Genomic DNA, 13,248 nt, shown 5'->3' with positions numbered 1-13,248 from the left:
CATGTACTTCTACCCTGATTAGTTATCGCTTTTATCTTTAGATTTGTCTTTGTTTTTATTATTATGCTTGTCATCATTTTTATTACTGTTCTTGTTGTTACCACTATTGCTCGATTCATTATTCACCGAATTGTTAGTAAGGAATCCCGTCTGATTGACTGATCCAGTATTAGTAGACCCATCGTTGTCTGAACTTGGAGGCAGAATCTCAGGTTCAATGGTCGGTTCAGCAGTAGGTGTAGGATCTGTCGGTGTCTGAGTCGGCTGCGGAGTCGGAACCGTCGGTGGTTCAGGTTCTTGCACCGTTCCATTCTTCGCATCAATATATGGGATCACATAAGTGTCTAACAGCACACCATCTCGGGTAACAATAACAGAGCCATCTTTATTCGGAGCAAGCACTAGATTAACGGACAGCACTTGGCTCTTTCCAATGGTACGCGTTCCCCAATCTTGTTTCTCACCATTATTGCGCGCATCAACGAACTCAATTCGAATCTTGCTCTTCTTTCCATCCTGTGCAGGAGCTACTGGTACATTAAAGGTATAATTCAGGGCTTCAGGTGGATAACCTGTACTTAAGTAAATCGTAATCGCTGTTCCAGGTGGAACAGAGGTACCTTTCTCAAAAGCCCAAGTTTTCGTTACCTTACCTTCATCAACTGTGAAGCTGGATTCTTCCTTTACATCTCCTAGCACCAGCTTGTATTGTTCCAAAAGCGCCTTAGCTTCACTCTCCGTCTTACCGATGAGGTCTGGCATCGTGACACTTTCTTCCCCTTTGCTAACGTAGAGGGTGACTGAAACCGTCTCAGGATCAAACTCGCTTTCAAAGGCCGGATCTGATTTTATAACCTTACCCACCGCCGTATTTTCATCGAAGAGAGGATCATTCTTAATTTGATTCTGGGGTACACCCTTTGCCATCAGCGCTTTAACTGCTTCATCAAAGCTTAAATTTGTAACATCTGGCATCTTAGTTAATGGTTTTGCCGTATTCACAGTTAGAATTAGGGAGGCTCCCTTTTTCACTTTGGCGTCCTTTTCCCTACTTTGCTTCATAACCACATTCTCTTCGAAATTCGGACTGTAGTCATACAGTATAGGATCAGCAACCTCAAGTCCCAAATCCTCTAGTTCAGTCTTGGCTTGTTCCAGCTGTTTACCGACCACGTATGGCACCGATACCTCCGGAACAACTAATTGGGATTTAACGTACCACACGAGACTGGCCATGGCCAGCAATAACACTAAAGTTAGACCAATCCATATCGCAGGCTTAGTCCATTGTTTTTTACCTTTTTTCACAGGTACCGGATCGTCATCGTCGTCTTCATCAGTATCCATCCGGTCGTGGCGATGATTACGATTGCCATTACTTCTTTGGATCGGTTTAATCGCTGGTATTACCCGCGTTCGATCCTCGTCTTCCTCATCGTTAAAAAGAACTTTTGCTTCACTACGCCGCTCAGGCAGCAAGCAGGTTTCTAAATCCTGCAGCATTTGCTTTGCAGACTGATAGCGCTCTTCCGGATTTTTACGCATCGATCTTAGAATTACATTCTCAACGCTTTGCGGAATAAGTGGGTTCAAGAGCCTTGGTTCTTCAAACTCTTCTTGCAGATGTTTTAGAGCTACGCTAATCGGACTCTCCCCTAAGAATGGAAGACTTCCGGTAAGCATTTGATAGAGTACAATCCCTAATGAATACAGGTCGGATTTCTCTCCTGTTGAGACACCTTTAGCATGCTCTGGTGAGAAATAATGAACGGAACCTACTACAGAGCCTGTCTGAGTAATGGTAGTAGATGTTACCGCACGAGCAATACCGAAATCCGTCACCTTCACCCGGCCATTGCGCCCGATCAATATATTATGTGGTTTAATATCCCGATGAATAATTTGATTCTGATGAGCGTGATCAAGTGCATCACAGATTTGTGAAGCGATCCTTACGGACTCGTCAACCTGTAATGGCGCTCGTTCTTTTATAATTTCATTAAGATTCTTGCCTTCAATATATTCCATAACAATATAATGAATTTCGTCTTCTTGCCCTACATCGTAAATACTAACCACATTCGGATGAGACAAAGATGCAGCTGATTGCGCCTCACGCCTAAAACGGCGGATAAATTCCTCGTCATGAACAAATTGATTACGCAATACTTTTATGGCGACGTTTCGGTTTAAAAGAATGTCATGTGCTCTATAGACGAGCGCCATTCCACCTCCGCCGATTCGTTCGATGACTTGGTAACGGCCGCCCAGTTCGTGACCGATCATCAATCCCACTCCTTTGTTTCGGGCACAGCGGCCTCTCCATGATGTTCTAACAAAGCGACGCTAATATTATCGCCGCCGCCAGCAAGCAGTGCCAACTGAAGTAAGCGGTCCGCTCTTTCCTCTAACGGTATCTCATGTATTCCCGCTACCTTGCCCAAATGCTCATTGTTAACAAAATTACTTAAACCATCACTGCACAGAAGCAAAAGTTCCCCAGGTAGCAGGGTAACAGGGGCTAAATCAACCAGCACCTCAGCATCTGTTCCGAGTGCTCTCGTCAGCACATTCCGTCTAGGATGATTATCTAATTCCTCCACACTGATCTGACCGTTCTTGAACAGCTCATTGACTAGCGTGTGATCTTCGGTTAATTGAACTGCTGCACTGTCCTTTATTAAATAGGCTCTGCTGTCTCCGATATGGCCAATATATCCGTTTGAACCATTCATCAGGGCAGCAACGACTGTAGTACCCATATTGTGGTACTTATCGTCGCTGGAAGCCTCCTTGAAGACAGTGCTGTTAGCTTCCAAAATAGCAGCTGATAACGCATCACGCAGTGCTTCGTCCTGAAGCTCAGGAAGGAGCCCGTCCAGGGTATTCCTCATCGTCTCCAAAGCAAGCCTGCTCGCGGTTTCACCAGCCTGATGTCCACCCATCCCATCGGCAATTATGCCGAGTGTATAACCGTGGCGCGTCGCGCCGATCCAGACCGAATCCTCATTGACAGAGCGCACTCGGCCAATATCGCTGGCATGAACTGTTCTGATCAAATATCCTCACCCCAACTCCATATGTTTGGCACGCAGCTGTCCGCATGCGGCCGCGATATCATGGCCTTGCTCACGGCGAATGGTAACATTCACGCCGTTGTCAGCCAAAATACGTTGAAACTCAAAGATATCATTGCGTGAAGTACGTACATATTTCCGCTCTGGCACGTGGTTTACTGGAATTAAATTGACGTGGCACAGCATGTTCTTAAGCACGCCTGCTAATTCCTCAGCATGCTCCGGCTGATCATTCACCCCGCCGATGAGTGCATACTCAAAGCTGACCCGTCGACCCGTCTTAGCTTGATAATAACGTAAAGATTCAATCACATCATCAAACGGAAAGCGGCGGTTAACTGGCATTAGCTTCGAACGCAGTTTGTCGTTAGGTGCATGAATCGAAATCGCTAAATTTATTTGTGTATCTTCTTCTGCAAATTTATAAATGCTCGGCACAATCCCGCTAGTGGAAACAGTAATATGCCGTTGTCCGATATTTAGACCTTTCTCATGAATCATAAGACGTAAGAATCTCATAGTTGCATCATAGTTCTCAAACGGCTCACCAGTACCCATGATAACAATACTGCTGACACGTTCACCCCGCTCATCCAAGATCTGTTGAGAGCGTACAACCTGTGCTACAATTTCACCTGCGGTCAAATCACGTTTTAATCCACCAAGCGTGGAGGCGCAGAAAGTACAGCCGATTCGGCAGCCTACTTGAGTAGTTACACAAACGCTATTTCCATAATTATGTTTCATGATAACTGTCTCGATCGCATGATCATCATGCAATCCAAACAGAAATTTTACTGTTCCATCTTTGGATTCCATTTTAGTAATCTCAGTAAGTGCTGCAATGGAGAATTGCTCGTTCAGCTTCTGACGAAGTCCTTTAGACAAATTGCTCATGGATTCGAAGTCACTTACACGTTTTACATACAACCAATCAAAAATCTGTCCACCACGAAAAGCAGGCTCACCGTTATCTTTCGCCCACTGCTGTAACTCTTCTAAAGAAAAATCATATATTAAAGGTTTCATTATTATTAGCACCTGTTCTTTCATAAGGATATGCGTATTATTTCTCATTCTTCCTATTTTAACACAAATTTCAGAGACGGTAAAAGAAATAGCCCGCCGTACGTTAGCCCGGCGGGCGGAAGATACAACAATTGTCAGTAGATCTGCTATATTACAAGACTCTTTGAAGCTTGGAGATATAGAACCCGTCACTGCCATAATGGTGCGGTAATATCTGAATTCCCTCACCTTCAGCCAGCGCAGTACCTTCCAATCTGTCCCACAACGGGGAAGCAAATGTTATAGAAGTGAACTCAGGATTTTGTTTCAAAAAGGAAGCTACTACTTCACTATTTTCCGCTTGTTCAGTCGTACAGGTACTATAAACCAGAACACCACCTGGTTTCAACAGTTTAGAGACTGATTGCAGTAATTGACCCTGCAGTGACGCTACACTGACAACATCCTCAGGCTGCTTACGCCATTTGAGATCTGGCTTACGGCGGATGACGCCAAGCCCAGAGCAAGGCGCATCCAATAGAATTCTGTCGAAGGAATAATGCTCAAGTGTATGCTCCAGCTCCAGTGCATCTGCACTGCCTGTTACTACGCTTTCGAGACCTAACCGTGCAGCTTGATCCGAGATAAGCTTAGCTTTATGCGGATGCAAATCGTTAGCGAGAACAGATCCTTCATCTTTCATCAGCTCGCCCATATGGGCCGTTTTGCCCCCAGGCGCGGCGCAGCAATCAAGCACTCTCATTCCAGGCTCAGGTGCAACAGCTTCAGCTACAAGCATGGAGCTCTCATCCTGAATAGATAAATATCCATCCCGATACCAGGATGAAAGAGCAAGATTCCCGCCGCCTTTTACAACAATACCATAAGGACTGACATCAGAAGCAGAAGCTTGCAGACCTTGTTCAATCATCTGACTCAACAGCGCTTCACGGCTGATCATCGTAGTATTTACGCGTACACTGACAGCGGGTGGCTCATTGTTAGCAGCGCAAATAGCTTCCGCAGCGTCAACACCATACTCGGTAATCCAGCGCTTCACTAACCATATAGGATGGGAATACTGAATAGATATCCGCTTCGCAGGACTCAATCCATCAGGTATTACCGGCAGATCTCCAGCGCGCAGCACACTACGAAGCACGCCATTAACCATACCCGAAATTCCTTGATGGCCCTTTTTCTTAGCTATATTAACAGCCTCGTTTACAGCTGCATGAGAGGGTATGCGATCCAGGTACATAATTTGATATAAACTTAGACGCAGTAAGTTACGCACCCAGGGCTGCAATTTAGCGGTCCCTTTGCTAACAAATTCCTCGAGCACATAATCAAGTGTATTCATCCGAGAGATGGTACCATAGACAAGCTCTGTAACTAATCCAGCATCTTCCCTGCTGAGTGCAGACTTCTGCAGACTGCTGTTCAGCAATAAGTTACTGTAAGCCCCTTGCTGTTCGACCTTAACCAGGATATCGAGAGCGATATCGCGGGCAGAAGCTGTAACAGCTTTACCTTTATTTCCCGTGCCGCCCTTATTACCACCCGCGCTCAACCTAGCACCGTCCCTGGTTTCATGACACCGCCACGGCTAAAGTCCGCAGCGCTCATCGCTTTTTTACCAGCAGGTTGAACCGTAGTTAGCAGCAGACTTCCGTCTCCAGTCTTAACCTCGACACCCTGCTCAGAGACCGAAAGTACCGTTCCTGGCACAGTATCCGTTGATTTCTGCTCAGCACGAATTTTTGAAGCCCATACTTTGAAGGTCTCTCCATTCCAAAGCGTAAACGCACCGGAAAAAGGTACTAATCCACGAATTCGATTATAGTTATCACGTGAGCCAGCGTTCCAATCCAAACGCTCATCCTCACGATTCAGGTTAGGAGCAAAGGTCGCTTGACTGTCGTCTTGCGGAGTCGCGTGAACAAGGCCGTTTACTAATCGCGGCATTTCAGACTTCAAGAGATTACGTCCAGCAAGGCTAAGCTTCTCGAACATCGTGCCGGAAGTATCCTCATCCTCGATAGCCACCTCGACGCGCGAGATCATATCTCCAGTGTCAAGTCCTTCAGCCATATACATCAAGGTAACACCGGTAACTTTCTCACCGTTAATGATGCTGCGTTGAATCGGTGCGCCACCCCGGTATTTAGGAAGCAGTGAACCATGAACATTCACACAACCATTACGCGGCAAATCCAATACAGCTTTCGGCAAAATCTGACCATATGCAGCGGTCACAATTAAATCAGGCTCATATGCAGCTAGCTCTGCGACAGCCTCAGGCTTGCGCATCCGTTCAGGCTGGAGCACAGGTAAACCGAGAGATAATGCGGCTTCCTTAACTGGTGAAGGAGCCAATATCTTTTTACGTCCTTGCGGTCGATCTGGTTGGGTGACGACGGCTACAACTTCATAGCCCTCATCCATCAGCATTTGCAAGCTTGGCACCGCAAAGGCTGGGGTTCCCATGAATACAATCTTCATATTCTCACTCCTCAGTCTCGCTCAGTTCAGCTGTCATCTCATATACTTTTTCTGCGATATCCGTAAACAATACTCCGTTCAGATGGTCAATCTCATGTTGAAAAGCCCGAGCAAGTAAACCACTGCCGGTAATGGTAATTTCTTTTCCCTCACGGTTAAGACCACGTACGGTAACTGTCTCTGCACGGCGTACATCACCATTCAATCCAGGAATACTAAGACATCCTTCAGGTCCAAGCTGTTCGCCTTCTGTACCGATGATTTCCGGATTAATCATTTTGATCAGCCCGTGCTCTTCATCTGCATCCACCACAATTAGGCGCTTCAAAATACCAACTTGCGGAGCCGCCAGCCCTACACCTTCAGCGTCATACATCGTATCAGCCATATCATCTAACAATTTCTTCACATTAGGTGTAACTACAGTTACTTCTTTTGCTATTTTGTGCAACACTTCATCCGGTTCCTTAACGATCATACGAATCGCCATTACAAACACCTTCCCGTTCTGTACATCTCTATATTTAGAGTTTATTGATCTAGCTCTTTTTTTACATTGTAACATGATAACGATTTACATCAACATTTGCGGATCAACATCAATGCTGATCTGGAGTCCTGTATCCCGTACAGAATCCTCCAACTCCTCAGCCACTTGCCGAACAAGCCCTATCACATCGATGGCGCCGCGCCATTTTATCATACATTGGAATCTATATCTACCCTTTAAGCGAGGGATTGGAGAAGCTACAGGACCTAACAGATCTAGTACATCCTTAGTTAGCTTATCTAGACTCCCATACCATCTTAGATTTCTAGCCTTCCCCTGCAGATTCATAGCGTAATTCTCTGCCATCCGGAGGAGTAGCGGTAACTGCTCATGAGATAATGTAACGAGTATTAGTCTGCAATAAGGCGGATAATGTAGCCCTCTGCGATGCTTCAACTCTTCCCTTACAAAAGAGAGATAGTCATGCCCGCTAGCATGAATAATAGAATAATGCTCCGGTGTATAAGACTGAACAACTACCTCACCCGGTAGCTGATGCCGACCCGCTCTTCCCGCAACTTGTGTAAGCAATTGGAATGTCTTCTCCGCTGCTCGAAAATCGGGCAAGTTCAACGCGGAGTCTGCTGTAATTACGCCTACTAGAGTTACGTCAGGAAAATCCAACCCCTTCGCTACCATCTGAGTGCCCAGCAGAACATCCGCTTTTTTGTCTCTGAATTGATTCAGCAGCTTCTCATGCGAACCTTTTTCAGTCGTTGTATCCACATCCATACGAATCACCCGTATTCCCGGGAACAACTTACCAAGCTCTTCTTCCACTCGCTGCGTCCCCGTTCCGAAGAAGCGGATATGCTCACTTCCACACTCTGGACAAAGTTTCGGTGCTGGCTCTGCATGACCACAATAATGACAACGCAAATTGTCACTACGGCTGTGGTACGTCAACGAAATATCACACTCTGGGCAGCCTGCTACATAACCACAACTCCGGCACATGACAAACGTTGAGAAACCTCTACGGTTAAGCAATAACACTGTCTGTTCTCCACGTTCCAGCCTTTCAGCCAATGCAGAATGAAGCTTCCGACTGAACATGGAGCGGTTCCCTTCTTTGAGCTCTTCCCGCATATCCACAACATTTACCTTGGGCAGCTCGTTGCCAAGCGCTCGAGTAGGCATCTCAAGAAGTACTGGTGAAAAATGAATATCACTCTGCGCTCTAGCAGCATGATAGCTTTCTAACGAAGGCGTGGCGGAACCTAAAATCACGGCTGCCCCACACTGTTCGGCTCTGCGAATCGCAGCGTCACGAGCATGATATTTCGGATTTTCTTCCTGCTTATAGGAGGTCTCATGCTCCTCATCCATAATAATCAAACCTAGATTAGAGAACGGTGCAAACACCGCCGACCGGGCGCCAACGGCAACCGTAGCTTTTCCTTCACGGATTTTCCGCCACTCATCATAACGCTCACCGACAGATAATCGGCTATGCATTACCGCCACACCACTCCCGAACCGCCCTTTAAAACGCTCCACCATCTGTGGTGTTAATGCGATTTCCGGGACGAGAACGACGGCCTGTCTCCCCTGATTCATACAACGTTTGATACATTGCAAATAGATCTCAGTTTTACCGCTCCCTGTAACGCCATGTAACAGAAATACTTCATGCATCTGTTCTTCTAGCGTTCGTGAAATACGATTGTATACAACCTCTTGCTCTGCTGTAAGTGGCAGAGGCGTAGTAGGCTTAAAATCACGTCCTTGATAAGGGTCGCGATAGACTTCAATTTCACTGATTTCGATAAAGCCTTTTTCCTCTAACCCCTTCACGGTACTTGCCGTGACTTGAAGCGCTGATAAGACTTCCTTAAGCGCCATGGGGAGTGTGGCTTCCCTTTCGATCAGAAAGCTTAGTACTTCCTTCTGTCGCGCCGATTTTTTCGGGAATTTGTTCAACGCTTCACGAGCAGCCGTAATTCCTATTGCAAGATCTACCGCTTTCAGTTTCTTCTTGCCCATCTTATCTTTGATCGATTGGCTCTCTACAAGCACTCCACGCCTTAGCATGAACTTCACCGTCTCCGCAGCCTCTGGAAATGCACGGGTAAGCTGCTTCATGGATACTTCGCCATTACGTCCAATAAATTCAGTAATTAGTCGTTCCTCATTCCCTGTATCGGCAAACATAGGGAATAATTCATCAGCCGGAAAGGCTGTCTCTTCCTCCACATCTCCCAGCGAGATCAGTCGTTCTGCCTTCCCCTTTAGAGCGGTAGGCAGCATCGCCTGCAGGGCTGATATTCGTCTGCATGCATATCTTTTACTCATCCAGTCTGCTAGCTCAACTAATTCAGGAGATAAAGGCGGAAGCAAATCCAGCACTTCTTGAATAGGCTTAAGACCCGGATTCACTAGTGTTTCTCCTGACTCCAGTGAAACGACAAAACCTTGCACTGTGCGGTGTCCGAACGGGACCGCTACCCGGCTGCCCACTTCAATCCATAACTTTAGTGATTCAGGAATACTATAATCAAATGGCCGGTCAGTGCTGCGTACAGGCACATCCACAATGACCTTGGCAATATCCATTATAATGAAGCTCCAGTAATTCGTTCTGCCACGAGTGTCAGCAAACGACGAGCAACCTCATCCTTGGACAATTGTGGCAATTCGAGCACCAATCCATCTACATCGTATATCGATACAATATTCGTATCCGATCCGAATCCGGCTCCTGCAGCCGCTACATTGTTCGCAACAATGAGATCGCAGTTTTTACGGACCAGCTTGTCCTTTGCATAAAATTCTGTATTTCCTGTCTCCGCAGCAAAGCCGATCAAGAACTGCTTATCCTTGCTCTTACCTAACGTTTCCAAGATATCTGTTGTTTTTATAAGCTCAAGAGTTAGCGTATCTCCATTTTTTTTAATTTTGGATGTTTCACTATGCTTAGGTCGATAATCTGATACAGCCGCCGCCTTGATCAAAATGTCGCAGTTGTCCCACAGCGCAGTAACCGCATCATACATCTCTTGTGCGGATTGAACACGAATAACGGAAAGATCCGGGTCTTGAGGAGGTTCTTCATCTGTTCGAGCAGCAATTAAAGTAACCTCAGCACCCATAGCACGTGCAGCACGCGCCAAAGCAAAACCCATTTTACCGGAGGAATCATTGGAGATATAGCGTACCGGATCAATCCGTTCTACTGTACCTCCTGCTGTGATGACGATCTTTTTACCCTTAAGCGGTTTAGACTTCACACTTTCTTGCAGCGCAAAAAACTCCTCAACATGACTTACAATCGTCTCCGGCTCCTCTAAACGACCTTTACCCACGTAACCACATGCCAGCAAACCTTCCCCTGGCTCAATAAACTGAATTCCTCGTTTAGCAAGGGTATCCAAATTGCTTAGTACAGCGGGATGCTGATACATATGGACATTCATAGCCGGTGCCACCATTATAGGTGCAGTAGTAGCGAGTAACGTAGTGGATAACATATCATCCGCAATGCCATGCGCCATTTTAGCAATAATATTCGCAGTTGCAGGTGCTACTATTACAAGATCGGCTGAATCAGCCAAATCAATATGTGAGATAGAGGATGGATCCCGTTCCTGGAATGTATCGCTGTATACTCGTTGCTTCGACAGTGACTGTAGAGTTAATTCTGTAATGAACTGCTTTGCCGAAGCTGTCATAATGACATGAACTTCAGCTCCTTTTTGGACAAGCTTACTGGTCAGGGCCGCTGCTTTGTAAGCAGCAATTCCTCCTGTAATCCCAAGTAAAATAGTCTTCCCCTTCAAGCTCTTCAACATGATCTCCCCCCTGTTCCCTACTCTTACAACGAATGATCTATTTCTTTACTACTTATATTTTATATTTTGAGAAAAAAATAACAACCTTCCGGTTGTCAGAAACAGCCCGGTCTTGGGCTATCATCATTCATTAAAGACCCATAAATGCTCCATAACCCAAGAAGAAACGGCATCGCCTAATTACAAATAGGCGGTATCCGTTTCTACAAAGGGTCTTATTTAAATAGGCTTGAGACTACTCTTCACCGCGGGTTAGAGTAATGCGATCTTCGTAAATTTCTTCAAGAGCAACACCGACAAATTTATGCGATTTAGGGTTCTTCACATCTGTCTTGCCACCTTCACGCAATTGTCTAGCACGACGTGCTGCCGCTACAACGAGTGAATACTTACTGTCAACCTTGGTCATCATTTCATCAATGGATGGATATAGCACAGGGACACCTCTTCATAGTTTACTGGTAATACAATTTGGCCTTCAGCATACATTACCTAACTTTACAATGTTCGGCGATAATAATGCTTTCTATTCTCTTACAGGCCAGATCAATCTCATCATTCACAACAGCATAGTCGTAATGCTGCATTAGATTAATCTCATCCTCCGCTACAGTCATGCGGTGATCGATTACATCTGGATGTTCCGTACCCCGTCCGCGTATGCGATCCTTCAACTCATCCATAGAAGGTGGAAGAAGGAACACAAAAATACCTTCAGGGAATTTTTCTTTGACTTTGAGAGCTCCCTGAACCTCAATTTCGAGAATAATATCTTTGCCGCTATTGAGAGTTCTCTCTACAAAATCACGTGGAGTACCGTAAAAATTACCTACGTACTCCGCATATTCAAGCAGTTGGTCAGCTTCTATCATTGCCGCAAACTGCTCTTTACTTTTGAAAAAATAATTCACACCGTCTTCTTCACCCGCACGCGGACTGCGGGTAGTAGCAGAAACTGAGTAGACAAGCCCGGGCATCTTCGGTCGTAGTGCAGTACATACAGTACCTTTACCCACGCCGGAAGGTCCGGATAATATGATGAGCAATCCTTTTGACATAATACACTCCATTTAGTTGTTATTCGTCGTTGTCGTCATCTTTACTGGATAAGCGATGTGCCACAGTCTCCGGCTGTACAGCCGACAGAATGACATGATCACTATCTGTAATGATTACGGCACGAGTCCGTCGGCCATAGGTGGCGTCGATCAGCATATGCCGATCTCGAGCCTCCTGGATAATACGTTTGATTGGTGCAGATTCCGGACTGACGATGGAAATAATGCGGTTGGCGGACACAATATTCCCAAAGCCAATGTTAATAAGTTTGATTGCCATGTTCCGGTAGTTCCCCCCATAAAGTTCTATGCTATTACCTGTTCCCGGTTACTCTATGTTTGCCGCTTGTTCACGAATCTTCTCCAGCTCCGCTTTCATGTCTAGCACAAGACCCACGAGAGTTAGATGATTACATTTCGATCCGATTGTATTCGTCTCCCGGTTCATCTCCTGAATGAGAAAATCCAGCTTGCGACCTACCGGTCCTTTCCCCTTCAGGAGGGTTCTGCATTGTTCGAAATGACTATACAACCGGGTCAATTCTTCATCAATATTACAGCGATCAGCAAAAATAGCGATTTCCATCCCGAATTTATGCTCATCAAAAGCGAACGTCCCATCATTTAACTCATTTAATCGATGACGAAGCTTGTCACGATATTCAATGATTACAACAGGTGCAAGTTCAACCATTTCAGCATGCATGGTCTCGAGATGATTGAGGCGCTGTTCAAGATCTGCGGCTAGAAAACTGCCTTCACGGGCGCGCATCTCCAGCAGAGACTGCAAACTCTGCTCAAGTCCCGTCTCCAACATTTCAGAGTAGTCTTCTAAGGCCGCGGACACGGCACCCGCAGCCTCATCTTTGCTTTCCATAATACCGGGTATAGAAAGTATATCACGTAGAGTCAACTCACCGGACAAACCATACTCGTTCTTAAGCTGATCTGCCGCCTTAAGATAAGACATGACAGCAGAGCGATTCAGAACCGGTCCGGAAGACGACTCATCGTGCTCTCTATTGATGGTAACATCTATCCTTCCCCGTTTGACGTGCTGCTGAACCTTTCTTCTCAGCACATCCTCATAACCCGTCCAATCCCGGGGCATCCGCAGTACAACTTCGCAGTACCGGTGATTCACCGATTTCACTTCGAACATAATCTTGTAGCCGCCGAATTGCAGGGACGATTGACCGTATCCGGTCATGCTAAATGACAACGGAATCACATCCATTACACTATTGTAATTGATTATT

General features: G+C 45.9%; 12 protein-coding genes. All 12 read right to left on the bottom strand.

The features are described 5' to 3' along the window. Positions 1 to 18: 18 nt before the first annotated feature. Positions 19 to 2,286, bottom strand: coding sequence for a Stk1 family PASTA domain-containing Ser/Thr kinase (gene pknB, locus ACN6KS_RS12120; protein WP_094875655.1), 2,268 nt, complete (start codon positions 2,284 to 2,286; stop codon positions 19 to 21). Then, positions 2,286 to 3,059, bottom strand: coding sequence for a Stp1/IreP family PP2C-type Ser/Thr phosphatase (locus ACN6KS_RS12115; protein WP_094868546.1), 774 nt, complete (start codon positions 3,057 to 3,059; stop codon positions 2,286 to 2,288). The genes pknB and ACN6KS_RS12115 overlap by 1 nt, the downstream gene beginning before the upstream one ends. A 6-nt stretch (positions 3,060 to 3,065) precedes the next feature. After that, a complete protein-coding gene (gene rlmN, locus ACN6KS_RS12110; protein WP_042187390.1) occupies positions 3,066 to 4,106 on the bottom strand; it encodes a 23S rRNA (adenine(2503)-C(2))-methyltransferase RlmN in 1,041 nt (346 codons plus the stop codon). A 151-nt stretch (positions 4,107 to 4,257) separates the two neighbouring features. Beyond that, positions 4,258 to 5,658: a 16S rRNA (cytosine(967)-C(5))-methyltransferase RsmB gene (gene rsmB, locus ACN6KS_RS12105; RefSeq protein ID WP_094868545.1), complete on the bottom strand. Its 1,401-nt coding sequence runs from the start codon at positions 5,656 to 5,658 to the stop codon at positions 4,258 to 4,260. Next, on the bottom strand, positions 5,655 to 6,590 hold the full coding sequence (gene fmt, locus ACN6KS_RS12100; protein ID WP_440962091.1) for a methionyl-tRNA formyltransferase: 936 nt from the start codon (positions 6,588 to 6,590) through the stop codon (positions 5,655 to 5,657). The genes rsmB and fmt overlap by 4 nt, the downstream gene beginning before the upstream one ends. Positions 6,591 to 6,594: 4 nt before the next feature. Then, positions 6,595 to 7,080 (bottom strand): peptide deformylase, encoded by a 486-nt coding sequence (gene def, locus ACN6KS_RS12095; RefSeq protein WP_094868543.1) that lies wholly within the window; start codon positions 7,078 to 7,080, stop codon positions 6,595 to 6,597. 84 nt (positions 7,081 to 7,164) lie between these two features. Next, a complete protein-coding gene (gene priA / locus ACN6KS_RS12090) occupies positions 7,165 to 9,696 on the bottom strand; it encodes a primosomal protein N' (protein ID WP_440962090.1) in 2,532 nt (843 codons plus the stop codon). After that, on the bottom strand, positions 9,696 to 10,931 hold the full coding sequence (coaBC, locus tag ACN6KS_RS12085) for a bifunctional phosphopantothenoylcysteine decarboxylase/phosphopantothenate--cysteine ligase CoaBC (protein WP_440962089.1): 1,236 nt from the start codon (positions 10,929 to 10,931) through the stop codon (positions 9,696 to 9,698). Before coaBC ends, priA begins: the two co-directional genes overlap by 1 nt. Positions 10,932 to 11,166: 235 nt before the next feature. Further along, the gene (gene rpoZ, locus ACN6KS_RS12080) at positions 11,167 to 11,367 is read right to left on the bottom strand and encodes a DNA-directed RNA polymerase subunit omega (protein ID WP_094868540.1); all 201 of its coding nucleotides are present in this window, start codon (positions 11,365 to 11,367) and stop codon (positions 11,167 to 11,169) included. Positions 11,368 to 11,419: 52 nt separating this feature from the next. Next, a complete protein-coding gene (gmk, locus tag ACN6KS_RS12075; RefSeq protein ID WP_094868539.1) occupies positions 11,420 to 11,989 on the bottom strand; it encodes a guanylate kinase in 570 nt (189 codons plus the stop codon). 19 nt (positions 11,990 to 12,008) lie between these two features. After that, on the bottom strand, positions 12,009 to 12,269 hold the full coding sequence (remA, locus tag ACN6KS_RS12070; RefSeq protein WP_006209218.1) for an extracellular matrix/biofilm regulator RemA: 261 nt from the start codon (positions 12,267 to 12,269) through the stop codon (positions 12,009 to 12,011). A gap of 48 nt (positions 12,270 to 12,317) precedes the next feature. Continuing rightward, positions 12,318 to 13,211 carry a YicC/YloC family endoribonuclease gene (locus tag ACN6KS_RS12065; protein WP_094868538.1) on the bottom strand — a complete coding sequence of 298 codons (894 nt, stop codon included), beginning with the start codon at positions 13,209 to 13,211 and terminating at the stop codon, positions 12,318 to 12,320. Positions 13,212 to 13,248: the final 37 nt, after the last annotated feature.

Origin of the sequence: Paenibacillus nitricinens, from assembly GCF_052056485.1 — a bacterium.
Lineage (GTDB): Bacteria > Bacillota > Bacilli > Paenibacillales > Paenibacillaceae > Paenibacillus_AQ > Paenibacillus_AQ nitricinens.
This window is presented reverse-complemented; position numbering and strand designations above follow the sequence as displayed.

Coding starts and splice junctions, on each gene's coding strand:
- def (WP_094868543.1), bottom strand. CDS start 7,080: ATGGCGATTCGTATGATCGTTAAGGAACCGGATGAAGTGTTGCACAAA.
- rlmN (WP_042187390.1), bottom strand. CDS start 4,106: ATGAAACCTTTAATATATGATTTTTCTTTAGAAGAGTTACAGCAGTGG.
- remA (WP_006209218.1), bottom strand. CDS start 12,269: ATGGCAATCAAACTTATTAACATTGGCTTTGGGAATATTGTGTCCGCC.
- gmk (WP_094868539.1), bottom strand. CDS start 11,989: ATGTCAAAAGGATTGCTCATCATATTATCCGGACCTTCCGGCGTGGGT.
- priA (WP_440962090.1), bottom strand. CDS start 9,696: ATGGATATTGCCAAGGTCATTGTGGATGTGCCTGTACGCAGCACTGAC.
- fmt (WP_440962091.1), bottom strand. CDS start 6,590: ATGAAGATTGTATTCATGGGAACCCCAGCCTTTGCGGTGCCAAGCTTG.
- coaBC (WP_440962089.1), bottom strand. CDS start 10,931: ATGTTGAAGAGCTTGAAGGGGAAGACTATTTTACTTGGGATTACAGGA.
- pknB (WP_094875655.1), bottom strand. CDS start 2,286: ATGATCGGTCACGAACTGGGCGGCCGTTACCAAGTCATCGAACGAATC.